The following is a 23,704-nucleotide window of genomic DNA, read 5'->3' as shown; positions in this document are numbered from 1 at the left end:
GCCGCGAACAGCCCCGCATACCCACCGCCGCACTTGGGCATACGGGATCAATGACCCGCGTCCGCGCCGCAGTCATGAAGCTTCTGGGCCACCTGCCCAGGGCACCACGCGCCCTGGCCCGCCGCTACACCACCCGCCGCCCGCTCCCCACGCTGGAACTGGTCACCCAGCCCCACCCCTGGACACGCGCCCTCGGCCTGCTCACCGTCGTCCTCCTCGGCGCCTGGCTCGGCCTCCTCATCGTCGGCAACGTACGCGCCCCGGTCGGCCCCATGAACACCACCATGACCCTGCGCCCCTCCCTCACCGGCGGCACCAAGATCAACGTCTCCCCGCTGGGCGCCCTCACCCTGGACAGCCACATCGCGCCCGTCCGCCTGGACGTCAACGTCGACCAACTCGACCCCGCACGCGCCCAAGCCCTGGTCGACCACCCCGAACGCCTCTCCGGCCTCCAGGACGAAGTCGCCCACGACGTCGCCCACGGCACCCAGGACCTCGCCGTACGCAGCTGCGTCGCCGTCGTCACCGGCGCCGCGGCCCTCGGCCTCGCGATCTACCGCCGCCCCCGCCGCGCACTGGCCGCAGGCGGCCTGGCCCTGACCCTCCTGGCAGCGTCAGGCGGCACGGCATACGCCACCTGGAACCCGGAGTCGGTCCTGGAACCAAAGTTCTCCGGCCTGCTCTCCTCCGCCCCGTCCCTCGTCGGCAACGCCCGCAGCATCGTCACCGAATTCGACGTCTACCAAAAGGAGTTGGCCCGCCTCGTCACCAACGTGACCAAGCTCTACGACGCCACCTCCACACTCCCCGCCTACACACCCGACCCGTCGACGATCCGCGTCCTGCACGTCTCCGACATCCACCTCAACCCGGCGAGCTGGAAGATCATCGCCTCGCTCGTCGACCAGTACAAGGTCAACGTCATCGTCGACTCCGGCGACACGATGGACCACGGCACGGCGGCGGAGAACGGCTTCCTGGACCCGATCGAGGACCTGGGCGCGCCCTACGTCTGGGTCCGAGGCAACCACGACTCCAAACTCACCCAGCGCTACATGGAGGGCCTGAAGAACGTCCACGTCCTGGACAACGGCAAGGCGGCCACCATCGCCGGCCTCCGCTTCGCCGGCATCGGCGACCCCCAGTTCACCCCCGACCGCACGACGATCCCCGGCGGCGACGCGGCCAACGAACTCGCGGGCGCCCGCCTCGCCACCTCCCTGCGCGACCAGCACGCCGCCGACACCCCGGTCGACGTCGCCGTGGCCCACGAACCGGTAGCGGCCCGCCAGACGGACGGCGAAGTCCCCCTCGCCCTCGCCGGCCACATCCACCACCAGGAGATGGAAGTCATGCCCTACGGCACCAGGCTCCGCATCGAAGGCTCCACGGGCGGCAGCGGCCTACGCGCCGTAGAGGGCGAACACCCCGACCCCATCCAGACCTCGGTCCTCTACTTCGACCGAGCCACCCACCGCCTCCAGGCCTGGGACGAGATCGAACTCGGCGGCCTGGGCCTGACCACGGCAGAGGTACGCCGCCACCTGGTCGAGGAGAACCAGCCAGGCGCCACCGGCTCCCCGACTCCCCCACCCAGCCCCTCCCCGTAAACCGTTTTGGCGATACCTCCCGCCATCCCATATGCTTCTCACGTCCCCGACGCGCTGAGAGGCGCCCAGGCGGGCCGATAGCCCTCATCGTCTAGCGGCCTAGGACGCCGCCCTTTCAAGGCGGTAGCACGGGTTCGAATCCCGTTGGGGGCACGCAGTACGGTGTGCGACACTGTCGTACGCATCGCATGGTCCTGTGGAGCAGTTTGGAGTGCTCGCCACCCTGTCAAGGTGGAGGCCGCGGGTTCAAATCCCGTCAGGACCGCTGAGGCTTCGAGAGAAGCCTCGCGGCTGGGTAGCTCAGTTGGTACGAGCGATCGCCTGAAAAGCGATAGGTCGCCGGTTCGACCCCGGCCCCAGCCACAGGTGAACCCCCGTCGGGTGATCGACGGGGGTTCTCGTGTGTCCGGAGAGCCGGGCGCTGCAAAAGCGTTCGCCATGGATTTCGTCGGGATGAGATCCTGGGGTCCGTATGTCTACGCACTCCGCCCCCGCCCTCGGTCCTCTGGCCCCCCGTCTGAACGAGCTGTCGTTGCGTGATGCGCACCGGCTCGGTCGGCGGCTTGAGGGTGCTCGCAAGATCCGTAAGCCGGAGGCGCGGGCCGCTGTGCTCGCGGAGATCGAGGTGGAGGTCGCCAAGGGGGAGGAGCGGATCGCTGCCCGGCGTACGCGGCTTCCGGTCGTGTCGTATCCCGAGCAGTTGCCGGTCAGCCAGAAGAAGGACGAGATCGCGGCGGCCATCCGTGATCACCAGGTGGTGATCGTCGCTGGTGAGACGGGGTCCGGTAAGACCACGCAGATTCCGAAGATCTGTCTGGAGCTGGGGCGCGGGGTCCGGGGGATGATCGGGCATACGCAGCCTCGGCGTATCGCCGCGCGTACGGTCGCCGAGCGGGTGGCTGAGGAGTTGGATACGCCGCTCGGTGAGTCGGTGGGCTGGAAGGTGCGGTTCACCGACCAGGTGAATCCCGACGGCACCTTCATCAAGTTGATGACGGACGGCATCCTGCTGGCCGAGATCCAGACCGACCGTGAGCTGCGCGCCTACGACACGATCATCATCGACGAGGCGCATGAGCGGTCTCTCAACATCGACTTCCTGCTCGGGTATCTGGCGCAGTTGCTGCCGAAGCGGCCGGATCTGAAGGTGGTCATCACTTCGGCGACCATTGATCCCGAGCGTTTCTCGCGGCATTTCGGGGACGCGCCGATCGTCGAGGTCAGTGGGCGGACGTATCCGGTGGAGGTGCGGTATCGCCCGCTTCTGGAGGAGGACGGTGATGACGCCGACCGCGATCAGATCACCGCGATCTGTGATGCCGTCGAGGAGCTTCAGGGTGAGGGCAAGGGCGACATCCTTGTCTTTCTCTCCGGTGAGCGGGAGATCCGGGACACCGCTGACGCGCTGGTGAAGAGGAATTACCGGTTCACCGAGGTGCTGCCTCTTTACGCGCGTCTCTCCCATGCCGAGCAGCATCGCGTCTTCCAGCCCCACACCGGTCGCAGGATCGTTCTGGCGACCAATGTCGCCGAGACGTCCCTGACGGTCCCCGGTATCAAGTACGTCATCGACCCCGGCTTCGCCCGGATCAGCCGGTACAGCCATCGCACCAAGGTGCAGCGGCTCCCCATCGAGCCGGTCTCGCAGGCCAGTGCCAACCAGCGCAAGGGCCGCTGTGGCCGTACGAGTGACGGCATCTGTATTCGGCTTTACTCCGAGGACGACTTCGTCGGGCGGTCCGAGTTCACGGACGCCGAGATCCTTCGTACGAATCTCGCCTCCGTCATCCTCCAGATGACCGCGGCCGGGCTGGGCGACATCGAGAAGTTCCCGTTCATCGATCCGCCGGACCATCGCAATATCCGTGACGGTGTGCAGCTGCTGCAGGAGCTCGGTGCGCTGAACCCGGCCGAGAAGGACGTTCGCAAGCGGCTCACGGACACCGGCCGCAAGCTGGCCCAGCTGCCCGTCGACCCGCGGCTGGCGCGCATGGTGCTGGAGGCCGACAAGAACGGCTGTGTCCGTGAGGTCATGGTCATAGCGGCGGCGCTGTCGATCCAGGATCCGCGGGAGCGGCCGGCCGACAAGCAGGCGCAGGCGGATCAGCAGCACGCCCGGTTCAAGGACGAGACGAGTGACTTCCTCGCGTATCTGAACCTGTGGCGTTATGTCCGGGAGCAGCAGCGTGAGCGGGGGTCTTCTTCCTTCCGCCGGATGTGCAAGCAGGAGTATCTGAATTTCCTGCGCATTCGCGAATGGCAGGACATCTACACGCAGTTGCGTACGGTCGCCAAGCAGATGGGTATCCATCTCGGCGAGGACGATGCCCCCGCCGACCGTGTGCATGTGTCCCTCCTGGCGGGCCTGCTCTCCCACATCGGGATGAAGGATGTGAAGGACGGGGCGAAGAACGAGTATCTGGGCGCGCGGAACGCCAAGTTCGCGATCTTCCCGGGCTCGGCCCTCTTCAAGAAGCCCCCGCGGTTCGTGATGTCCGCGGAGCTCGTCGAGACCTCGCGTCTCTGGGCTCGCGTCAACGCGAAGATCGAACCCGAGTGGGTGGAACCCCTCGCCGGACACCTCCTGAAGCGGACGTACAGCGAACCGCACTGGGAGAAGGACCAGGCGGCGGTGATGGCGTACGAGAAGGTCACGCTGTACGGCGTTCCGATCGTCGCCCAGCGGAAGGTGAACTACGGGCGGATCGATGCCGAGGTCAGTCGCGAGCTGTTCATCCGTAACGCGCTGGTGGAGGGCGACTGGCGCACGCACCACAAGTTCTTCGCGGACAACCGCAAGCTGCTGAGCGAGGTGGAGGAGCTCGAACACCGGGCGCGGCGCCGGGACATCGTCGTCGACGACGAGACGCTGTTCGACTTCTACGACGCCCGGGTGCCGGAGCATGTCGTCTCCGGCGCGCACTTCGACTCGTGGTGGAAGCGCAAGCGGCACGAGGAGCCGGAGTTCCTGGACTTCGAGCGCGAGATGCTCATCCGGGAGTCGGCGGAGGCGGTGACGAAGGCCGACTATCCGGACTCGTGGCGGCAGGGGCAGCTCAAGTTCCGGGTGACGTACCAGTTCGAGCCGGGTGCGGATGCCGACGGGGTCACCGTCCACATCCCGCTCCAGGTTCTCAACCAGGTCACGGACGAGGGCTTCGACTGGCAGATCCCGGGTCTACGGGAGGAGTTGGTGACGGAGCTGATCCGTTCCCTCCCGAAGCCGATCCGCCGGCATTACGTGCCGGCGCCGAATTTCGCGAAGCGTTTCCTGGACACGGCGGTCCCTTTGCAGGAGCCGCTGACGGTGACGATGGCCCGTGAGCTGAAGCGCATGGTGGGCGTGCCGTTCGAGGCGGACGACTTCGAGTGGCCGAAGGTCCCCGACCATCTGCGGATCACGTTCCGTATCGTCGACGAGCGGCGCCGCAAGCTGGCCGAGGACAAGGATCTGGAGGCCCTGAAGCTCCAGCTGAAGCCGAAAGCGCGCAAGGCTCTCTCCCAGGCCGCGGCGGCCACCGCCTCCCGTGAGGGCGGGGAGTCCCTGGAGCGCAAGGGTCTGACCGACTGGACCATCGGTTCGCTCACCCGTGTCTTCGAGACCCGCCGGGCCGGTCAGCCGGTGAAGGCGTATCCGGCGCTGGTGGACGACGGCGACACGGTGTCCGTACGGCTCTTCGACACGGAGGCGGAGCAGGCGCAGGCGATGTGGAAGGGCACGCGTCGTCTCATCCTGCGCAACATCCCGGTCAACCCGGCGAAATTCGCGAGCGACCACCTGACGAACGCCCAGAAGCTCGCCCTGTCCGCCAACCCCCACGGTTCGATCCAGGGCCTGTTCGACGACTGCGCGATGGCGGCGGCGGACAAGCTGATCGGGGACTTCGGGGGGCCGGCGTGGGACGAGGAGTCGTATCGCAAGCTGTATGAGAAGGTGCGCGCCGAGATCGTCGACACGACGGTCCGTGCGGTGGGCCAGGTGCAGCAGGTGCTGTCCGCGTGGCAGGCCGCGGAGCGCCGTCTGAAGGGCGTACGCAGCGCTGTGCTGCTGGCGAACCTGGCGGATGTACGGGGGCAGCTGGACGGCCTTGTGAAGCCCGGTTTCGTGACGGAGGCGGGGCTGCGGCGGCTGCCCGATCTGATGCGGTACCTGATCGCGGTGGACCGTCGGCTGCAGCAGATGCCGACGAACGTCCAGCGGGACACGACGCGTATGGAGAAGGTCCACGAGATGCGGGACGAGTACGCCTGGCTGCTGGAGCAGATGCCGCAGGGGCGTCCGGTGCCGCAGCAGGTGCTGGACGTCCGCTGGATGCTGGAGGAGCTCCGCGTCAGCTATTTCGCCCACGCGCTCGGCACCGCGTACCCGATCTCCGACAAGCGGATCGTGAAGGCGATCGACGCGCTGGCGCCGTAACGGCCCCTGCACGCTGGGTGAGTTCGACCCCGGGGCTCACCCTCCTGTACAGTCTCTTCTCGCAGCGCAACGCACGAATAGCGCCGCGAAACCTGGTCCTGTGGAGCAGTTTGGAGTGCTCGCCACCCTGTCAAGGTGGAGGCCGCGGGTTCAAATCCCGTCAGGACCGCAGTGAAGGTTGGGGCTCGCATCCGAGAGGGTGCGGGCCCTTCTTCATGCCCGCGCTTCGCCCCACCCACCACCGCAGGCTCGCACCTCAAGGGATACGCGCCTTTTCACGCCCCGTCGCCCGCAGGCCGCCTTGACGGCGTCACATTCGCTCGGTACCCAGAAATCAGGGCACTTCTCCGTGTGACCCCTGGAGGTGGCGTATGGCGGCATCGGCTAGGCATGAGACGCGAGCTCTGCTTCGTGCGCATCTGTCGGCTGCCGCTCCCTACCGACATCTCACGCGGCACTGCCCGATATGCCACCGGCTGCTGAGGCTCGCGATGGACCCGGGCACGCGCAGCTACCGGCCTGTCCCGGACGAGGTCGTCGAGGACGAGGCGGCGTCGATCGCGTGAGCCATGTGGATCACGAGCGTGGGCTCGGCGCCAACTCCCGCCCCACCGTGGGCCAATGGATCACTCGCGGCTCATTAGCGTACATAGGCCAGAGGCAACAAGCACCCCGGCATGTGACGGGTGTCACCGTATAAGTTTCCGGCTGAGTAGCACTTACCCCTCTCCTACAACTGGTCAATTTAATATGTGCAATTGCACCACCTTCCGGGCGGGTTGCGGGCCCCATCCGGCACACTTCCGGCACACACCGGGCACGCACGCAGCTCACACGCATCGAACACACAGAGTGAGCCCACAGGAGATCCGACAGCCCTCCCCAGAGTCCGACAAGGGCGCTCACAGGTCCCCCGCCGGCGCACACTCCGCGCACAAAAAAGATCGCGCTGGACTCGGCGGAGTCCAGCGCGATCCACGACGCACCCTTGTTGCGTGCCTGAAGAGCTCTGTTCGGCTCGGGCGGGGGTTCCGTTGGGGCAGAACCCGCGTCGCTTGGAGCTAGGGTCCGGGCGCCACGGCGAGTTGGGGGAACTGCCGTTTTGCCCGGTTATGGAGTTGTTCAGGCTTCGCTGCGCTGCTGCGGGATGCCCGCGAGCAGAGCGCGGACCTCAGCCTCGCGGTAACGGCGATGACCGCCGAGCGTACGGATGGAAGTAAGCTTCCCGGCCTTCGCCCACCGCGTGACCGTCTTGGGGTCGACGCGGAACATCGTGGCGACCTCAGCCGGGGTCAGCAGCGGCTCGGCATCAGGGGTGCGAGCGGTCATGAGCGGCCTCCTCGGGAGAACCGAACCTTCTCGGTTCTTTCCTCTAAATTCTGCACCTTGACCCGCGTTGCCCGAAATGGTCGACGCGGGTCGAGTCGGTTATAGGACGAACGGCTTGTCCTCGGCACTACAACTACACCATCTGTCCAGCCGCGTCGGCCAAACCGATGGAATTGCCCTCCCAGGTGTCCATCAGCGACGGAAGCCGATGGACCATGCCATAGCGGACAGTCACGCCACTGTGACGATCAGTCACAGTGGCGTGCAGGAGTCTCAAGACCCCCCAAAGCGTGCAATGTCGAGATGGAGTCCTCCCCGGACTCCTTGTCCTATTTTGGCACGAGGGGGGGTTAGGGATGCAAGGGCCGCGTACGTGCATTCCGTCACGCTTGCGGTTGTTGACACACCCTTGATACTTACGCCCGGATCGGGTCCTACGTCCCATGTTGACGAGACATCAAGAACCCCAGAACGAGCACGAAACCCCAAAACGGGCGCCCCGTCAAACGCCAGTTCGCCCGGCGCGAACTCGGCTCGCTCAGTTCGCCGAACGCCGGTCCCGTACCGACCGCCACCGCTCCACGAGCCGCGCGTAGGCCTCCCCGGCCCCCACGCCGTCGCCCTGCCGCAGCGCCTCGATGCCGTCGGCCACATCGGCCGCCGAGTGGTCGTCCTCCAGCTCACCGGCCGGCAGGGTGTGCACGAGACCGCCGTAGTCCAGCTCGACCTGTGAGCGCGGGTGGAACTCCTCCAGCCAGCGCCCGACGTCCACCAGGCCGTCGATGAGGGGCCCTTCGTCGATGGCGTCCTTCAGCGTCCGCAGGGCCCGCGCCACCCGCCGCCGGGCCTGCACCATGGGCGTGCGGTAGCGCAGCGTCGGCGCGGCCTCGCCCGAGCCCTTGTCGAACCACCGCTCCTCGTCCGACACCAGCACGAACCAGTGCAGCGGCACCTGCCAGGTCGAGGTGCGGATCCACGGCCGGGCGTCCGGGTTGCGGGCCAGCCAGCGCTCGTAGTCCTGGGCCGCCTGGCGCCGTACGACCTCCGGCAGCACCGCCTCCAGGACCGGCCTCGGCAGCTCACCGGGCAGCTCCCCGAGCGCCTGCCAGCCGCGCAGCCGGGTGCGCCACGGGCACACGCACAGCACCCCGTCGATCTCCAGCACAAAGGCGTCGCCGCTCTCGTGTACCGGCACCGGGACAGGCGGGGTGGGCAGCAAGTCCGCCAGGGAACGGCGCAGTTCGTCCTGGTACGAGGGGCGGTCGGAGCGGCGGGCGTAACGGGCCCAGTGGCCCCGCTCCGGCTCCGGGAAGGCCGCCAGTGGTTCGTACACCCGCAGATAGGTCGCGTACGGGACGATCACCGAGGACACCTTGGGCACGCCTGCTCCCTCCCCCGCCGTCTGCCAGGGAAACCTGCGAAACCGGATGACAAACCGGCGGGAAAACTATGCAAATCGTCGCACGGACGTACCCCGGCGGTGGATGATCCTGAGCACTGCGGGTGGGACGGGCGCCCACGGGTCTAATCTCATCCCCAACAGCCCCCACCACCCGTATGGGAGCTCGCTCCAACCGCCGCACCGTACTCAGGAGTCACCACAGTGACCGACGTAACACACGGCGTCCTGCACACCCTGTTCCACTCGGACCAGGGGGGTCATGAGCAGGTCGTGCTCTGCCAGGACCGCGCCAGCGGCCTCAAGGCCGTCATCGCCATCCACTCCACCGCCCTGGGCCCCGCCCTCGGCGGCACGCGCTTCTATCCGTACGCCACCGAGGAAGAGGCCGTCGCCGACGCCCTGAACCTCGCGCGCGGGATGTCCTACAAGAACGCCATGGCCGGGCTCGACCACGGCGGCGGCAAGGCCGTGATCATCGGCGACCCGGAGAAGATCAAGAGCGAGGAGCTGCTGCTCGCCTACGGCCGCTTCGTGGCCTCGCTGGGCGGCCGCTACGTCACCGCCTGCGACGTCGGTACGTACGTCGCCGACATGGACGTCGTGGCCCGCGAGTGCCGCTGGACGACCGGGCGCTCCCCCGAGAACGGCGGCGCCGGCGACTCCTCCGTGCTCACCGCCTTCGGCGTCTACCAGGGCATGCGCGCCTCCGCCCAGCACCTGTGGGGCGACCCGTCGCTGCGCGGCCGCAAGGTCGGCATCGCGGGCGTCGGCAAGGTCGGCCACCACCTGGTGGAGCACCTGCGCGCGGAGGGCGCCGAGGTCGTCATCACGGACGTCCGCGAGGAGGCCGTCGGCCGCATCCTCGCCGCGCACCCGGACGGCGTCACGGCCGTCGCCGACACCGCGACCCTGATCCGCGTCGAGGGCCTCGACATCTACGCCCCCTGCGCGCTCGGCGGCGCCCTGAACGACGACACCGTGCCCGCGCTGACCGCGAAGATCGTCTGCGGCGCCGCCAACAACCAGCTGGAACACCCCGGCGTCGAGAAGGACCTCGCCGACCGCGGGATCCTCTACGCGCCCGACTACGTGGTGAACGCCGGCGGTGTCATCCAGGTCGCCGACGAACTGCACGGCTTCGACTTCGACCGGTGCAAGGCGAAGGCCGCGAAGATCTACGACACCACGCTCGCCATATTCGCACGTGCGAAGACGGATGGCATTCCGCCGGCCGCCGCGGCCGACCGGATCGCCGAGCAGCGGATGGCGGAGGCACGCGGAGGTCACTGACCCGGGTTTGGCAGGGACCCGTCGACGGGCTCTTAGAGAGAACTCTCACTCTCGTCGGCGGGTCGGCTGCCAAGAAGTGGTTAAAATCGCGGTTGACCAGCGAGGACAGGGCACCTCGAGGGTCTTGGGCAGACGCGCGTGCTGCGGGCGACGTACCGTATGGGCGCGGGCTCAGGTACCGTGGAAGCCCTACGGACCGGTCTCTCCGAGGAGAGCCCGTTCTAGATCATGAACGCGTGTCAAGACTCTGGGGCCGTCGAGCCCCGTCACCGAGGGGGTCGAGCCATGGGGCGCGGCCGGGCCAAGGCCAAGCAGACGAAGGTCGCCCGCCAGCTGAAGTACAACAGCGGCGGGACTGACCTGTCGCGTCTGGCCAACGAGCTGGGCGCTTCGACTTCGAGCCAGCCGCCGAACGGCGAGCCGTTCGAGGACGACGACGAAGAAGACGACCCGTACGCCCAGTACGCGGATCTCTATAACGACGATGACGAGGACGACGAGGACGACGAGTCCGGTCCCGCATCGCAACAACGCCGCGGCGCTTGACTACCCAGCAGTGCCTGACCCGGTCCTGAGCGGTTACCCCGCCGGACCGGGTTTTGCGCTGCTCTCGCGGTCTCAGCCTGCGTAATCCCCGACAAGGGCGGCACCAGTGGTGTGCTCGCCCCGGTCGGTGATCTCGCCGGCGACCCATGCGTCCACACCCCGGTCGGCCAGTGTCGCCAGGGCCGCGTCGGTGGACTCCTCCGGGACGATCGCGATCATGCCGACGCCCATGTTCAGGGTCTTCTCCAGCTCCAGGCGCTCGACCTGACCCGTCCTGCCGACGAGGTCGAAGATCGGGGCCGGGGTCCAGGTGGAGCGGTCGACGGTCGCGTGCAGGCCGTCCGGGATCACCCGGGCCAGGTTGGCGGCCAGACCGCCGCCGGTGATGTGCGAGAAGGCGTGCACATCGGTGGTGCGGGTGAGGGCCAGGCAGTCCAGGGAGTAGATCTTCGTCGGCTCCAGCAGCTCCTCGCCGAGGGTGCGGCCGAGTTCCTCGATCCGCGCGTCCAGGGCGAGTCCGGCCTGGTTGAGCAGCACGTGGCGGACCAGCGAGTACCCGTTCGAGTGAAGGCCGGATGCCGCCATGGCGATCACGGTGTCACCCGTACGGATGCGATCCGGGCCCAGCAGCCGGTCGGCCTCCACGACGCCCGTACCGGCGCCGGCGACGTCGAAGTCGTCCGCGCCCAGCAGGCCCGGGTGCTCGGCCGTCTCGCCGCCGACCAGAGCGCAGCCGGCGAGGACACAGCCCTCGGCGATGCCCTTGACGATGGCGGCGACCCGCTCGGGGTGGACCTTGCCGACGCAGATGTAGTCGGTCATGAACAGCGGCTCGGCGCCGCACACCACGATGTCGTCCATGACCATGGCGACCAGGTCGTGGCCGATGGTGTCGTACACGCCCAGCTGGCGGGCGACATCGACCTTGGTGCCGACACCGTCGGTGGCGGAGGCGAGGAGCGGACGCTCGTAGCGCTTGAGGGCGGAGGCGTCGAAGAGGCCGGCGAAACCGCCGAGGCCGCCGAGGACCTCGGGGCGCTGCGTCTTCTTCACCCACTCCTTCATCAGCTCGACCGCGCGGTCGCCCGCCTCGATGTCGACGCCGGCAGCCGCGTAGGAAGCACCTGTGGCAGGGGTGGTCTCAGACATTGCCTGGGATCTTTCGGGTTGGTTTCTACGGGGCTTACGGGCGACGGATCGCGTCGGCCGCGGCCGTGGCTGCCGGACCGGCGGCCAGCTCGGTCTCCAGGAGCTGCTTGCCGAGCAGCTCGGGGTCCGGGAGGTCCATCGGGTACTCGCCGTCGAAGCAGGCGCGGCAGAGGTTCGGCTTGGCGATGGTGGTCGCCTCGATCATGCCGTCGATGGAGATGTACGAGAGCGAGTCGGCGCCCAGCGAGGTGCCGATCTCCTCGATCGACATGCCGTTGGCGATGAGCTCGGCGCGGGTGGCGAAGTCGATGCCGAAGAAGCAGGGCCACTTCACGGGCGGCGAGGAGATCCGGATGTGGACCTCGGCGGCCCCGGCCTCGCGGAGCATCCGCACGAGCGCTCGCTGGGTGTTGCCGCGCACGATCGAGTCGTCGACGACGACCAGCCGCTTGCCCTTGATGACTTCCTTCAGCGGGTTCAGCTTCAGACGGATGCCGAGCTGGCGGATGGTCTGCGAGGGCTGGATGAACGTACGGCCGACATACGCGTTCTTCACCAGACCGGCACCGAAGGGGATGCCGGACGCCTCCGCGTAACCGATCGCGGCCGGAGTGCCGGATTCCGGGGTCGCTATGACCAGGTCGGCGTCGACCGGGGCTTCCTTGGCGAGCTTGCGGCCCATCTCCACGCGGGAGAGGTAGACGTTCCGGCCGGCGATGTCGGTGTCGGGGCGGGCCAGATACACGTACTCGAAGACACAGCCCTTGGGCTTCGCTTCCGCGAATCGGGAGGTGCGCAGGCCGTTCTCGTCGATGGCGACGAACTCGCCCGGCTCGACCTCGCGGACGAAGCTGGCGCCGCAGATGTCGAGGGCGGCGGACTCGGAGGCCACGACCCAGCCGCGCTCCAGGCGGCCGAGAACCAGCGGGCGGATGCCCTGCGGGTCACGGGCCGCGTAGAGGGTGTTCTCGTCCATGAAGACGAGGGAGAAGGCGCCCTTGACCTGCGGGAGGACCTGGTGGGCCGCGTCCTCGATGGTCAGCGGCTTGCCGTCCTCGTCGACCTGGGCCGCGAGCAGCGCGGTCAGCAGGTCGGTGTCGTTGGTGGCCGCGACGCGCGGGGTGCGGCCGCCCTCCTGCTTGGGCAGGTCGGCGACCATCTCGGCGAGCTGGGCGGTGTTGACCAGGTTGCCGTTGTGGCCGAGCGCGATGGAGCCGTGCGCGGTGGCACGGAACGTCGGCTGCGCGTTCTCCCAGACGGAGGCGCCGGTCGTCGAGTAGCGGGCGTGGCCCACCGCGATATGACCCTGGAGCGAACCGAGGGAGGTCTCGTCGAAGACCTGGGAGACGAGGCCCATGTCCTTGAAGACGAGGATCTGGGAGCCGTTGCTGACCGCGATACCCGCGGATTCCTGGCCCCGATGCTGGAGGGCGTAGAGCCCGAAGTACGTGAGCTTTGCGACCTCTTCACCCGGAGCCCAGACACCGAAGACGCCACACGCGTCCTGGGGGCCTTTCTCGGCGGGGAGCAGATCGTGATTGAGTCGACCGTCACCACGTGGCACGCCACCGAGTGTAGGCGAGATCGACCACTGGTCCGAATTGGGGATACGCGACCGTAAACGATCACTCCGTGGCGGTCGCGTTCACATGCTCGCCGTTTTCGCTGGTCAGAGTGATGTTGCGGTGATCGATCGTGTATTTCACCGTGCTGTCGAAGAGGCCCAGGAGGGTCTTCTCCGTCTTCATGAGTGAGGTGTCGCACATCATTCGCGTGGTGGACGCGGTGCCGAGGGTGATACTGCCGTCGCGGATCGTCGCATCGGCCTTCACCTTGTTGCAGCCGAGGCTGCCGCTGACGGCTCCGGTCTTCGCGTCGATGGTGAGGTGGGCCTTGCCGCCGGTGTCGGGGCTGGTGATGGTCCACTTCGTGCCCTTGAGCGGGGCGGCCTCCTGCTTGCTCAGCGCGATGCGGTCGCCGTCCGCGGTGGTGAGGGTGAGCTTGTCGCCGTCGACCTCGGCGGAGAGGTCGCCGTCGACGAGGGTGCGGGCGAGGGTCTGCTCGAAGCTGCCCGGGACGCCCTCGCAGGCCATCTCGGTCGACTGCATCTGATCGAAGGTGACGTGGCTGTCGGCGAAGGCGGCGTCGGCGCCGAAGTTGTTGCAGCCGAGGTTGCCCTTGACCTTGCCGCCGTCGGCGACGCGCAGATAGGCGCTGTCCGGGGCGGCGCTCTTCTTGCCGTCGACGGTGATGTCGTCCACGGTCCAGTAGGCGCCGGTGACGGAGGCCGCGGCCCCGGGACCGACCGATCCGCTTCCCGAGTCCTCGCTGCCGCAGGCGGCGGCGAGCGGGAGGAGGGTGAGCACGGCGAGGGCTGCCAGGCGCTTTGTGTCCATGCCGAGTGTGTCCATGCCGGTGGGACGGGAGGGGCGCGGGACCGGTTCCGCTTACGGGTGCTAACCGGTCGCTCGCTGCGTGTCAGCCCATGAGCGGCAGCAGTCCGCCCAGGTCCGCCCGCTCCCCGCTCGCGCTCACCCTGGCCTCGGCGAGGGCGTCCCGCCAGGTCACGCGCCCGGTCGCGAGCCGGATCCAGGTCAGCGGGTCGGTCTCGACGACATTGGGCGGGGTGCCCCGGGTGTGCCTCGGCCCCTCCACGCACTGCACGACGGCGTACGGCGGGATCCGCACCTCGGTCGAGCCGCCGGGTGCCTTCGCGGCGAGGGCGTCGGCGAGGAGGCGGGTGCAGGCGGCGAGGGCCTGGCGGTCGTACGGGATGTCTAGGCCGGGGACGGCGGCGTTCAGGTCGTCGGTGTGGACGACGAGTTCGACGGTACGGGTGACCAGGTAGTCGGCGAGGGGCATGGCGCCGGTGCGGGTGGCGAGGAGACGGTCGCCGGGTGCGTCCGCGAGGTATTGGGTGAAGCGATCCTCGGTGCGGGCGTACAGGGCGTCGAGATCGGGGTTGGCCGCTGCCAGGTCGCGGGTGCCGTCCGCGATGTCGGCGGCGCGGGCGGCGGTGGCGGACGGCCAGTCCAGGAGGGCGAGTTCGGGCTTGGCCGGCTCGTCGCGGTCGAGATTGCGGCTGACGGTCTCCACGGCCATGGTCAGGTGCGCCGCCAGCTCCCGTACGGTCCAGTCCCCGAGGCGGGTGGGCAGCGCGAGTTGCCCGGGGGTCAGGGTGCGTACGGCCTGTCGTACGTTCCCGAACTGGGCGAGGATCGCGGTGCGGATCTTGGCGGGGTCATAGGTGCGGGGGCGCTTCTTGGCCGGCGGCATAGGGGCAGCGTATGCGAGGTCGGTGATCGTACGGATTCCGCACTCACCGTGCTCAGGGGCGGGCCGTCGACAGGGCCACCAGCAGGGGTACGACCCGCCCCGGCGGCACCTCGTAGCGTCCCCGGCCGGTCGTGTGCAGCCAGCCCGCGCCGGTCAGTTGGCGCAGATGGTGGTAGATCTGGCCGGTCGTGCCGACCTCGTCCAGGTCGGCGAGTTCGGCCGCGGTGCGCCGGCCGCCGATGATCTCGCGGAGCAGCCGCATCCGGACCGGGTGCCCGAGCGCCGCGAACGACTCGGCGGACTCGGTCCAGTCGGCGTCCAGCAGGCCCTCGGCCAGCGCGCCGTGCTGCCACTCGTACCGTTCCCCGGTCGGCAGCCGCACCGCGCCGGTGAACAGCACCCCGCCGTCGGCCGCGCCCAGCTCGGCGAGCTGCTCCTTGAACCCTTGCAGGGCCCAGAAGTCCCCCTCACCCAGGCGGGGCGCGGTCTGCTGGACGCTCTCCAGCACTGCCAGCCGTCGCTCAAGGTCGGCGACACGTTGTTCGAGGCTCACGGGCCTGACTCTACGGTTCTGCGGATGTTCGGCGACGCACTCCATGCGGACGATCGAGGCGCGGGTCTGCGCCGCGTCCCGGACGAGGGCTCGGCCGTGGCGTGCTCGATCCGCACCTCCGTCGGCATGCGCAGCAAATACCCGGGAATCCGGAAACGAAGAACCCCGCTCACCCGGCGACTTCCGGATGAGCGGGGCCCCTGCTCGCGTCAGGCCAGCAGTGCCGGGATCGGTGCCTCGTGCAGTTCGCGCAGTTCCTCCAGGGGCAGTGCGAACTCGCCCTGCAGTTCCACCGAGTCGCCGTCGACGACGCCGATGCGGGTGGCCGGCAGGCCCCGGGCACCGCACATGTCGTTGAAACGGAGTTCCTCGGAGCGCGGGACGGCGACGACCGCGCGGCCCGCCGACTCGGAGAAGAGGAAGGTGAACGCGTCGAGCCCGTCCGGTACGACCAGACGCGCGCCCTTGCCGCCGAGCAGCGCCGACTCGACGACCGCCTGGACGAGGCCGCCGTCGGACAGGTCGTGCGCGGAGTCGATCATGCCGTCGCGGGAGGCGGAGATCAGGATCTCGGCGAGCAGGCGCTCACGCTCCAGGTCCACGGCCGGGGGCAGTCCGCCGAGGTGATCGTGGATCACCTGGGACCAGGCCGAGCCGCTGAACTCCTCACGCGTGTCGCCGAGGAGGTAGAGCAGCTGGCCCTCCTCCTGGAAGGCGACCGGCGTGCGGCGCGCGACGTCGTCGATGACGCCCAGCACTGCCACGACCGGCGTCGGGTGGATGGCCGCCTCGCCCGTCTGGTTGTAGAGGGAGACATTGCCGCCGGTCACCGGGGTGCCGAGCTGCTGGCAGGCGTCCGCGAGACCGCGTACCGCCTCCGCGAACTGCCACATCACCGCCGGGTCCTCGGGGGAGCCGAAGTTCAGGCAGTCGGAGACCGCGAGCGGCTTGGCGCCGGTCGTGGCGACATTGCGGTAGGCCTCGGCGAGGGCCAGCTGGGCGCCCGTGTACGGGTCCAGCTTGGCGTACCGGCCATTGCCGTCCGTCGCGATGGCGACGCCGAGGCCGGTCTCCTCGTCGATGCGGATCATGCCCGAGTCCTCGGGCTGGGCCAGCACCGTGTTGCCCTGCACGAAGTGGTCGTACTGGGACGTGATCCACTTCTTGGAGGCCTGGTTCGGGGAGCCGACCAGCTTGCGGACCTGGTCCTTGAGCTCGTCGGACGTCGCGGGGCGCGGCAGCTTGTTGCCGTCGTCCGCCTGGAGGGCGTCCTGCCATGCCGGGCGCGCGTACGGGCGCTCGTAGACCGGGCCCTCGTGCGCCACCGTGCGCGGGTCGACGTCGACGATCTTGCCGCCGTGCCAGTAGATCTCCAGGCGGTCGCCGTCGGTCACCTCACCGATGACGGTGGCGATGACGTCCCACTTCTCGCAGATCTCCAGGAACCGGCCGACCTTCTCCGGCTCGACGACCGCGCACATGCGCTCCTGCGACTCACTCATGAGGATTTCCTCGGGAGAGAGGGTCGAGTCGCGCAGCGGGACGTCGTCCAGGGTCACGCGCATGCCGCCGGAGCCGTTCGAGGCCAGCTCGGACGTGGCGCACGACAGGCCCGCCGCGCCCAGGTCCTGGATGCCGACGACCAGCTTCTCGGCGAACGCCTCCAGGGTGCACTCGATGAGCAGCTTCTCCTGGAAGGGGTCGCCGACCTGGACGGCGGGGCGCTTGGAGGGCTTGGCGTCGTCGAAGGTCTCGGAGGCGAGGATGGAGGCACCACCGATGCCGTCACCACCCGTACGGGCCCCGTACAGGATGACCTTGTTGCCCGCGCCGGACGCCTTCGCGAGGTGGATGTCCTCGTGCCGCATGACGCCGATGGCACCGGCGTTGACCAGCGGGTTGCCCTGGTAGCAGGCGTCGAAGACGACCTCGCCGCCGATGTTGGGCAGGCCCAGGCAGTTGCCGTAGCCGCCGATGCCGGCGACGACACCGGGGAGCACCCGCTTGGTGTCGGGGTGGTCGGCCGCGCCGAAGCGCAGCGGGTCCACGACGGCGACCGGCCTGGCCCCCATCGCGATGATGTCGCGCACGATGCCGCCGACGCCCGTGGCAGCGCCCTGGTAGGGCTCCACGTACGACGGGTGGTTGTGCGACTCGACCTTGAAGGTGACCGCGTAACCCTGGCCGACGTCCACCACACCGGCGTTCTCACCGATGCCCACGAGCAGCGCGTCGCTCTGCGGGGCCTTCTCGCCGAACTGGCGGAGGTGGACCTTCGAGGACTTGTACGAGCAGTGCTCGGACCACATGACCGAGTACATGGCGAGCTCAGCGCCGGTCGGGCGGCGGCCGAGGATCTCCACGACCCGCTCGTACTCGTCCTTCTTCAGGCCGAGTTCGGCCCAGGGCAGCTCGACGTCGGGGGTCGCGGCCGCGTGCTCGACCGTGTCCAGAGGCGTCCGGCTCATGCGTTGACCAGCTTCTTGAGGATCGAGGTGAAGAAGGGAAGGCCGTCGGTGCGGCCGGACCCGATGAGGGGCTCCACGGCGTGCTCCGGGTGCGGCATGAGGCCTACGACGTTCCCGGCCTCGTTGGTGATGCCGGCGATGTCGTTGAGCGAGCCGTTCGGATTGAAGTCGAGGTACCGGAACGCGACCCGGCCCTCTCCCTCCAGCTTGTCCAGCGTGTACTGGTCGGCCACATAGCGGCCGTCCATGTTCTTCAGCGGGATGTGGATCTCCTGGCCGGCCGTGTAGTCGGCGGTCCAGGCGGTGTCCGCGTTCTCCACCCGCAGCTTCTGGTCGCGGCAGATGAAGTGCAGGTGGTCATTGCCGAGCATCCCGCCCGGGAGGAGATGGGCCTCGGTGAGGACCTGGAAGCCATTGCAGATACCGAGGACGGGAAGGCCCGCCTTCGCCTGCTCGATGACCGTCTCCATCACCGGCGAGAAGCGGGAGATGGCGCCGGCCCGCAGATAGTCGCCGTAGGAGAAACCGCCGGGCAGCACCACGGCGTCGACCTGCTTGAGGTCCTTGTCCTTGTGCCACAGGGCGACCGGTTCGGCCCCCGCGAGGCGGATCGCGCGCTGGGTGTCCCGGTCATCGAGACTTCCCGGGAAAGTGACGACGCCAATACGAGCGGTCACTTCGCGGCCTCCGCGACTTCCTCGACCTTGACGGTGAAGTCCTCGATCACGGTGTTGGCGAGGAAGGATTCCGCAAGATCGTGGATGCGGGCGAGCGCGGCCTCGTCGACCGGCCCGTCAACTTCCAGTTCGAAACGCTTTCCCTGACGTACGTCGGAGATGCCTTCGAATCCCAGCCGCGGCAGTGCGCGCTGCACCGCCTGGCCCTGGGGGTCGAGGATCTCCGGCTTGAGCATGACGTCGACTACGACGCGTGCCACGTGCACTCCCGGTGGTGTGGTGCTGAGCAGGTTCCTGCAGCAGGTTCTCGCAGTGGTTTCAGACTACCTGCACAAAATTTCTACGCGCGTCGACTTGTAGGAATCTACGTGATGGCTGTCACGGGCGGACAGGAGGGTGTCTGTCGATGAAAAGTTCCGGAAAAGATCCCGGATCGACACCTGATACCTATTGCGCATCGGACACGCGGAAGGATTTAGTCGAGCTTCACATTACATTGCCCGGCACGGTACAAATGAATTGTCAGCGTGCCGTACGAAGGGACCGATATTCGTGGCGCAGAAGGTCGTGGTCACTCTCTTTGACGACATCGACGGCTCAGAAGCGGCGGAAACGATCGCCTTCGGACTCGACGGCAAGTCGTACGAGATCGACCTGAATGAAGCCAATGCCAAGAAACTGCGTAAGGCGCTCGCGCCCTACGTGGAAGCCGGCCGCAAGCGGTCGAAGTCAGGCAAGGCGTACAAGCAGACGGAGGTCGCCCCCGACCCGGCGGCCGTCCGCGCCTGGGCGCAGGCCAACAAGATGGAGGTGCCGGCCCGCGGCCGCATCCCCAAGAAGGTCTACGAGGCGTTCGCCTCGGCACAGTGAGGGGACCGGCATGGCCATGTCCTCAGGGGCCGTCAGCGGGCCCTGAGGGCGGCCGACTTGGGCCGGTGCGACAACCGACTTGCGCTACCCCCCTGCTGATCAGCTAATGTCTGGAGCACGCCGCCGGGCGGGGCAGAAAAGCCCAGCTCGCCGAGCATGCGGGTGTAGTTCAGTAGTAGAACATCCCCCTTCCAGGGGGAAGGCGCAGTGTGCAATTCCTGTCACCCGCTCTGCATCGCCGTCCGGACCACTCTTGTGGATCAGGTAGGCTGGTGCTCGCGCCGATCGGTGAGAGCCGGTCGGAGGCAATGCGGACGTAGCTCAGTTGGTAGAGCGCAACCTTGCCAAGGTTGAGGTCGCGAGTTCGAGCCTCGTCGTCCGCTCTTTGATGAAGACCCTGATCCTGATGGATCGGGGTCTTTTTCGTGCCCCCGGCGTGCGCTCGTCTGACATTTGTCATGGCGAGTGGTGACAGCGCGCACTGCTGCCGGGCCCGGGATGCCGGGACGCTGAAGGCATGGAAACAAACGGGCAGGAACACGTGATTGAGGTCACTGACCTGCGTCGGGTGTACGGCGGGGGATTCGAGGCCGTGTGCGGGATCGGCTTCTCCGTCCGGCGCGGCGAGATCTTCGCGCTGCTGGGCACCAACGGCGCGGGCAAGACATCGACCGTCGAATTGCTGGAGGGGCTCGCGCCGCCGACCTCCGGGCAGGTACGCATCCTCGGTCGTGATCCCTACGCCGAGCGGGCCGCCGTACGCCCCCGGACCGGCGTGATGCTCCAGGAAGGGGGCTTCCCCTCGGAGTTGACCGTCGGGGAGACCACCCGGATGTGGGCCGGCTGCGTCAGTGGTGCGCGGCCCGAGCAGGAGGCGCTGGCGCTCGTCGGGCTGACCGGGAAGGCCGGCGTACGGGTCAAGCAGCTCTCCGGCGGTGAGCGGCGGCGCCTGGACCTGGCGCTCGCGCTGCTCGGCAACCCCGAGGTGCTGTTCCTGGACGAGCCCACGACCGGACTGGACGCCGAAGGGCGCCGGGACACCTGGAACCTGGTGCGGGCGCTGCGCGACGGCGGTACGACGGTGCTGCTGACCACGCACTATCTGGAAGAGGCCGAGTCGCTGGCCGACCGGCTGGCCATCCTGCACGAGGGGCGCATCGCGGCCACCGGGACCCCGGCCGAGGTGACGGCCGCCCAGCCCTCCCGGATCTCCTTCGAGCTGCCCGAGGGCTACTTCCCGGGCGACCTGCCGCCGCTGGACCGGTTGGGCGTCAGCGGGCACGAGGTCGAGGGACGGCTCGTGAAGCTGCGCACCCGTGAGCTCCAGCGGGCGGCCACCGGGCTGCTGGTGTGGGCCGAGCGGGCCGGCGTGGAGCTGCGGCGGCTGGATGTGCGCTCGGCCTCGCTGGAAGAGGCGTTCCTGGGGATCGCGCGGGATGTGTCCGAGAAGGCGTCGGCTGTCGAGGAGCGTGTGGCATGAGCACTGCGATCACCACCCCCGCCGGGCGCATGGCAGCCCTGGCACGGGCCGAGTTGACGCTGTTCGGGCGGAGCAGGGGCACGCTGGTCGCGGCCCTGTTCGTACCGCTGACGCTGCCGTTCGCCATGCGGTCCGCCGTGGAGGAGATGGACGTCAAGGACGTCGGACTCAGCGTCGGACTGGTCATGCTGCCCGCGTCCATCGGGTTCTCGCTGCTGTTCGCGGTGTACTCCTCGCTGGTGGGCGTCTTCACCGCACGGCGTGAGGAACTCGTCCTCAAGCGGCTGCGCACCGGTGAGCTGCGGGACGCCGAGATCCTGGCCGGGGCTGCGCTGCCGGCCGTCGTCATGGGGCTCGTGCAGTGTGTGCTGCTGGCGGTGGGCTGTATGGCGCTGCTGGACGTCGGCGCGCCGTCGGCGCCCCATCTGGCCGTCATCGGGCTGCTGTTGGGGCTGGCCGCGTGTGTGTCCCTGGCGGCGCTCACCGCGAGCTTCACCCGGACCGTGGAGAGCGCCCAGGTCACCACGCTGCCGATGATGATGATCACGATGCTCGGCTCCGGCGTCATCGTGCCCCTGGAGCTGCTGCCCGACCGCCTCGCGTCGGTGTGCGAACTGCTGCCCCTCACCCCCGTGATCACCCTGGTCCGGGGCGGCTGGAGCGGCGATCTGTCGGCGTACGAGACTCTGGGCCCCCTCGTGACCGCGCTGGCCTGGATCGTCATCGGCGTGTTTGCTGTACGACGGTGGTTCCGCTGGGAACCCAGGCGCTGACGTAGGGGAGCACGGGGACATGCGCGGGCCGGGCACATGGTGGCGGGGCAAGAGCACACCGGCGAAGGTCGAGACGTACACGCGGGGGTCGTTCCACTTCTTCGCGGTGATCGAGGTCGGCGGGTCCGGGGTGTCGGTCGCCGGAGGGGCCGGGAGCGGGCTGGGGGCATGGCTGATGCTCCTGGTGTGCGCGCACGCGGCGATCGGCGCCCTGACCGTGTCGCGGGCGGTGGACTGGGTGTGCGGCCGGCGTGAGCAGCCCATACGGATGCTGTGGGCGCTCGGCGCCGCCACCGGGGTGGTCGCCGTCACGGCTCTCGGCGTCGTCGAGTACGGGCCGAAGGGCGACGGCGTCGACTCCGCGGCGGGCAGCGTCTTCAGCTTCGTCATGGTCTTCGGGGTGGGCATCATGGCCCTCGGTGTACACGGGCGCAGGCGCGTGTACGCCCTCGTCACGGGCTTCGCGACGGGTGCCGGGGCCGTCGTGCTCACGATCTCCGGGTCCGCTCTCGCCGCGCTGATCATTGCGGTGGCCATGCTGCTCAGCTGTGGATTCGTCGCCTTCACGGCCGTCTTCTCCGTCTGGCTGCTCAAATCCGTCTACGAACTCGACGAGGCCCGCGAGACCCGCGCCCGGCTCGCCGTCGCGGAGGAACGGCTGCGGTTCGGGCGGGACCTGCATGACGTGATGGGCCGGAACCTCGCGGTCATCGCCCTCAAGAGCGAACTCGCCGTACAGCTCGCCCGGCGCGGGCGGTCCGAGGCCGTGGAGCAGATGATCGAGGTCCAGCGGATCGCGCAGGAGTCGCAGCGGGAGGTACGGGATGTCGTACGGGGGTACCGGGAGGCCGATCTGGGGGTCGAACTCGCCGGTGCGCAGGGGGTGTTGACGGCGGCCGGGATCGACTGCGAGGTGACCGGGGAGGCGGCCGGGCTGCCGGTGGAGGTGCAGTCGGCACTGGCGTGGGTGGTGCGGGAGGCGACCACCAATGTGCTGCGACACGGGAATGCCGAGCGGTGTGCGGTGAGCGTGGGGGTGCGTGAGGGACGTGTGGTGCTGAAGGTGGAGAACGACGGGGCTGCCGGGGCCTCCGACGGGGGTGGGGGCTCCGGGCTCGCCGGGCTGCGGGAGCGGCTCGCCGCGGTGGACGGGACGCTGGAGGCCTGTCGTGTCGGTGAGGGGGTGTTCCGACTGGTGGTGGAGGTGCCGTTGGTGGGGGCGGGCGTGCGGGAGGGGGCCGTATGAGTAGGGCCGTGCGGCTACTGCTCGCCGATGACGAGCATCTGATCCGGGGGGCGCTCGCCACGCTGCTCTCGCTGGAGGACGACCTGCTGATCGTCGCCGAGGCGGCCAGCGGGCCCGAGGCGCTGGCGATGGCGCGGGCGCACGAGCCCGATGTCGCCGTGCTGGATCTTCAGATGCCGGGCGCCGATGGTGTGAAGGTGGCCACATCCCTGCGGGCGGAGCTGCCGGGCTGCCGGGTGTTGATCGTGACCAGTCACGGGCGGCCCGGGCATCTGAAGCGGGCCCTTGCGGCGGGTGTGCGGGGGTTCGTCCCGAAGACCGTGAGCGCTCAGCGGCTCGCCGAGATCATCCGTACCGTGCACGCCGGAAACCGTTACGTCGACCCCGAGTTGGCCGCCGACGCCATCGCCGCCGGGGACTCGCCGCTGACCGCGCGGGAGGCCGAGGTGCTGGAACTCGCCGCCGACGGGGCGCCCGTCGCGGAGATCGCGGAGCGGGCTGCGCTGTCGCAGGGGACCGTACGGAACTATCTGTCGTCCGCCGTCTCCAAGCTCGGGGCGGAGAACCGCCACGCGGCGGTGCGGCTCGCGCGGGAGCGAGGTTGGGTATAGTGGG

General features: G+C 68.7%; 20 protein-coding genes and 6 tRNA genes. 16 read left to right on the top strand and 10 right to left on the bottom strand.

Annotated features, from left to right (window positions below):
- The first annotated feature begins 50 nt into the window (after positions 1-50).
- The 7 genes from IE325_RS19485 to IE325_RS46120 all read left to right on the top strand — a co-directional run bounded on the left by IE325_RS19485 (position 51) and on the right by IE325_RS46120 (position 6,596).
- Positions 51-1,613, top strand: a complete 1,563-nt coding sequence (locus IE325_RS19485) for a metallophosphoesterase family protein (RefSeq protein WP_190071204.1) — start codon at positions 51-53, stop codon at positions 1,611-1,613.
- Between the two features lie 80 nt (positions 1,614-1,693).
- Positions 1,694-1,766 (top strand) — tRNA-Glu (locus tag IE325_RS19480).
- A 37-nt stretch (positions 1,767-1,803) separates the two neighbouring features.
- Positions 1,804-1,878, top strand: a tRNA-Asp gene (locus IE325_RS19475).
- Positions 1,879-1,902: 24 nt separating this feature from the next.
- Positions 1,903-1,976: transfer RNA gene (locus tag IE325_RS19470), tRNA-Phe, on the top strand.
- 109 nt (positions 1,977-2,085) lie between these two features.
- The gene (gene hrpA / locus IE325_RS19465) at positions 2,086-6,030 is read left to right on the top strand and encodes an ATP-dependent RNA helicase HrpA (RefSeq protein ID WP_190071203.1); all 3,945 of its coding nucleotides are present in this window, start codon (positions 2,086-2,088) and stop codon (positions 6,028-6,030) included.
- 94 nt (positions 6,031-6,124) lie between these two features.
- Positions 6,125-6,199 (top strand) — tRNA-Asp (locus IE325_RS19460).
- Between the two features lie 202 nt (positions 6,200-6,401).
- On the top strand, positions 6,402-6,596 hold the full coding sequence (locus IE325_RS46120) for a DUF6274 family protein (RefSeq protein ID WP_229911875.1): 195 nt from the start codon (positions 6,402-6,404) through the stop codon (positions 6,594-6,596).
- A gap of 556 nt (positions 6,597-7,152) precedes the next feature.
- Here IE325_RS46120 and bldC read toward each other — a convergent pair.
- Complete coding sequence (bldC, locus tag IE325_RS19455; protein ID WP_003949541.1) at positions 7,153-7,359, bottom strand: developmental transcriptional regulator BldC; 207 nt, start codon at positions 7,357-7,359, stop codon at positions 7,153-7,155.
- A 538-nt stretch (positions 7,360-7,897) separates the two neighbouring features.
- The gene (locus IE325_RS19450) at positions 7,898-8,740 is read right to left on the bottom strand and encodes a DUF8083 family protein (protein ID WP_190071202.1); all 843 of its coding nucleotides are present in this window, start codon (positions 8,738-8,740) and stop codon (positions 7,898-7,900) included.
- Between the two features lie 222 nt (positions 8,741-8,962).
- Here IE325_RS19450 and IE325_RS19445 point away from each other — a divergent pair, with 222 nt between their 5' ends.
- Positions 8,963-10,051, top strand: a complete 1,089-nt coding sequence (locus IE325_RS19445; RefSeq protein WP_190071201.1) for a Leu/Phe/Val dehydrogenase — start codon at positions 8,963-8,965, stop codon at positions 10,049-10,051.
- Positions 10,052-10,336: 285 nt separating this feature from the next.
- Entirely contained in the window at positions 10,337-10,597 is a 261-nt protein-coding gene (locus tag IE325_RS19440; protein WP_190071200.1) for a DUF3073 domain-containing protein, read from the top strand.
- Positions 10,598-10,669: 72 nt separating this feature from the next.
- Here IE325_RS19440 and purM read toward each other — a convergent pair whose 3' ends face one another.
- The 8 genes from purM to purS form a co-directional block, all read right to left on the bottom strand.
- On the bottom strand, positions 10,670-11,746 hold the full coding sequence (gene purM / locus IE325_RS19435) for a phosphoribosylformylglycinamidine cyclo-ligase (protein ID WP_190071199.1): 1,077 nt from the start codon (positions 11,744-11,746) through the stop codon (positions 10,670-10,672).
- 34 nt (positions 11,747-11,780) lie between these two features.
- Complete coding sequence (gene purF, locus IE325_RS19430) at positions 11,781-13,310, bottom strand: amidophosphoribosyltransferase (RefSeq protein ID WP_190071198.1); 1,530 nt, start codon at positions 13,308-13,310, stop codon at positions 11,781-11,783.
- 61 nt (positions 13,311-13,371) lie between these two features.
- Positions 13,372-14,142, bottom strand: a complete 771-nt coding sequence (locus IE325_RS19425) for an META domain-containing protein (RefSeq protein ID WP_229911874.1) — start codon at positions 14,140-14,142, stop codon at positions 13,372-13,374.
- An 82-nt stretch (positions 14,143-14,224) separates the two neighbouring features.
- The gene (locus IE325_RS19420; RefSeq protein ID WP_190071196.1) at positions 14,225-15,022 is read right to left on the bottom strand and encodes a maleylpyruvate isomerase family mycothiol-dependent enzyme; all 798 of its coding nucleotides are present in this window, start codon (positions 15,020-15,022) and stop codon (positions 14,225-14,227) included.
- Between the two features lie 52 nt (positions 15,023-15,074).
- A complete protein-coding gene (locus IE325_RS19415; protein WP_190071195.1) occupies positions 15,075-15,575 on the bottom strand; it encodes an ArsR/SmtB family transcription factor in 501 nt (166 codons plus the stop codon).
- A gap of 209 nt (positions 15,576-15,784) precedes the next feature.
- Entirely contained in the window at positions 15,785-18,043 is a 2,259-nt protein-coding gene (purL, locus tag IE325_RS19410; protein ID WP_190071194.1) for a phosphoribosylformylglycinamidine synthase subunit PurL, read from the bottom strand.
- The gene (gene purQ, locus IE325_RS19405) at positions 18,040-18,720 is read right to left on the bottom strand and encodes a phosphoribosylformylglycinamidine synthase subunit PurQ (protein ID WP_190071193.1); all 681 of its coding nucleotides are present in this window, start codon (positions 18,718-18,720) and stop codon (positions 18,040-18,042) included. The genes purL and purQ overlap by 4 nt, the downstream gene beginning before the upstream one ends.
- Entirely contained in the window at positions 18,717-18,980 is a 264-nt protein-coding gene (gene purS / locus IE325_RS19400) for a phosphoribosylformylglycinamidine synthase subunit PurS (protein WP_015659417.1), read from the bottom strand. Before purS ends, purQ begins: the two co-directional genes overlap by 4 nt.
- 292 nt (positions 18,981-19,272) lie before the next feature.
- Here purS and IE325_RS19395 point away from each other — a divergent pair, with 292 nt between their 5' ends.
- From IE325_RS19395 to IE325_RS19365, 7 genes are all read left to right on the top strand, one after another.
- Positions 19,273-19,590, top strand: coding sequence for a histone-like nucleoid-structuring protein Lsr2 (locus tag IE325_RS19395; protein ID WP_030947653.1), 318 nt, complete (start codon positions 19,273-19,275; stop codon positions 19,588-19,590).
- Between the two features lie 158 nt (positions 19,591-19,748).
- Positions 19,749-19,820: transfer RNA gene (locus tag IE325_RS19390), tRNA-Gly, on the top strand.
- An 80-nt stretch (positions 19,821-19,900) separates the two neighbouring features.
- A tRNA-Gly gene (locus IE325_RS19385) sits at positions 19,901-19,973 on the top strand.
- Between the two features lie 134 nt (positions 19,974-20,107).
- Complete coding sequence (locus IE325_RS19380) at positions 20,108-21,070, top strand: ABC transporter ATP-binding protein (protein ID WP_190071192.1); 963 nt, start codon at positions 20,108-20,110, stop codon at positions 21,068-21,070.
- Positions 21,067-21,843: an ABC transporter permease gene (locus tag IE325_RS19375; protein ID WP_190071191.1), complete on the top strand. Its 777-nt coding sequence runs from the start codon at positions 21,067-21,069 to the stop codon at positions 21,841-21,843. Before IE325_RS19380 ends, IE325_RS19375 begins: the two co-directional genes overlap by 4 nt.
- A gap of 19 nt (positions 21,844-21,862) precedes the next feature.
- On the top strand, positions 21,863-23,089 hold the full coding sequence (locus tag IE325_RS19370) for a sensor histidine kinase (RefSeq protein WP_190071190.1): 1,227 nt from the start codon (positions 21,863-21,865) through the stop codon (positions 23,087-23,089).
- Positions 23,086-23,700, top strand: a complete 615-nt coding sequence (locus tag IE325_RS19365) for a response regulator transcription factor (protein WP_190071189.1) — start codon at positions 23,086-23,088, stop codon at positions 23,698-23,700. The genes IE325_RS19370 and IE325_RS19365 overlap by 4 nt, the downstream gene beginning before the upstream one ends.
- Positions 23,701-23,704: the final 4 nt, after the last annotated feature.

The sequence above is a fragment of the Streptomyces lanatus genome, assembly GCF_014655715.1.
GTDB lineage: Bacteria > Actinomycetota > Actinomycetes > Streptomycetales > Streptomycetaceae > Streptomyces > Streptomyces lanatus.
The sequence above is the reverse complement of the archived record's forward strand: the minus strand, read 5'-3'. Positions and strand labels throughout refer to the sequence as shown.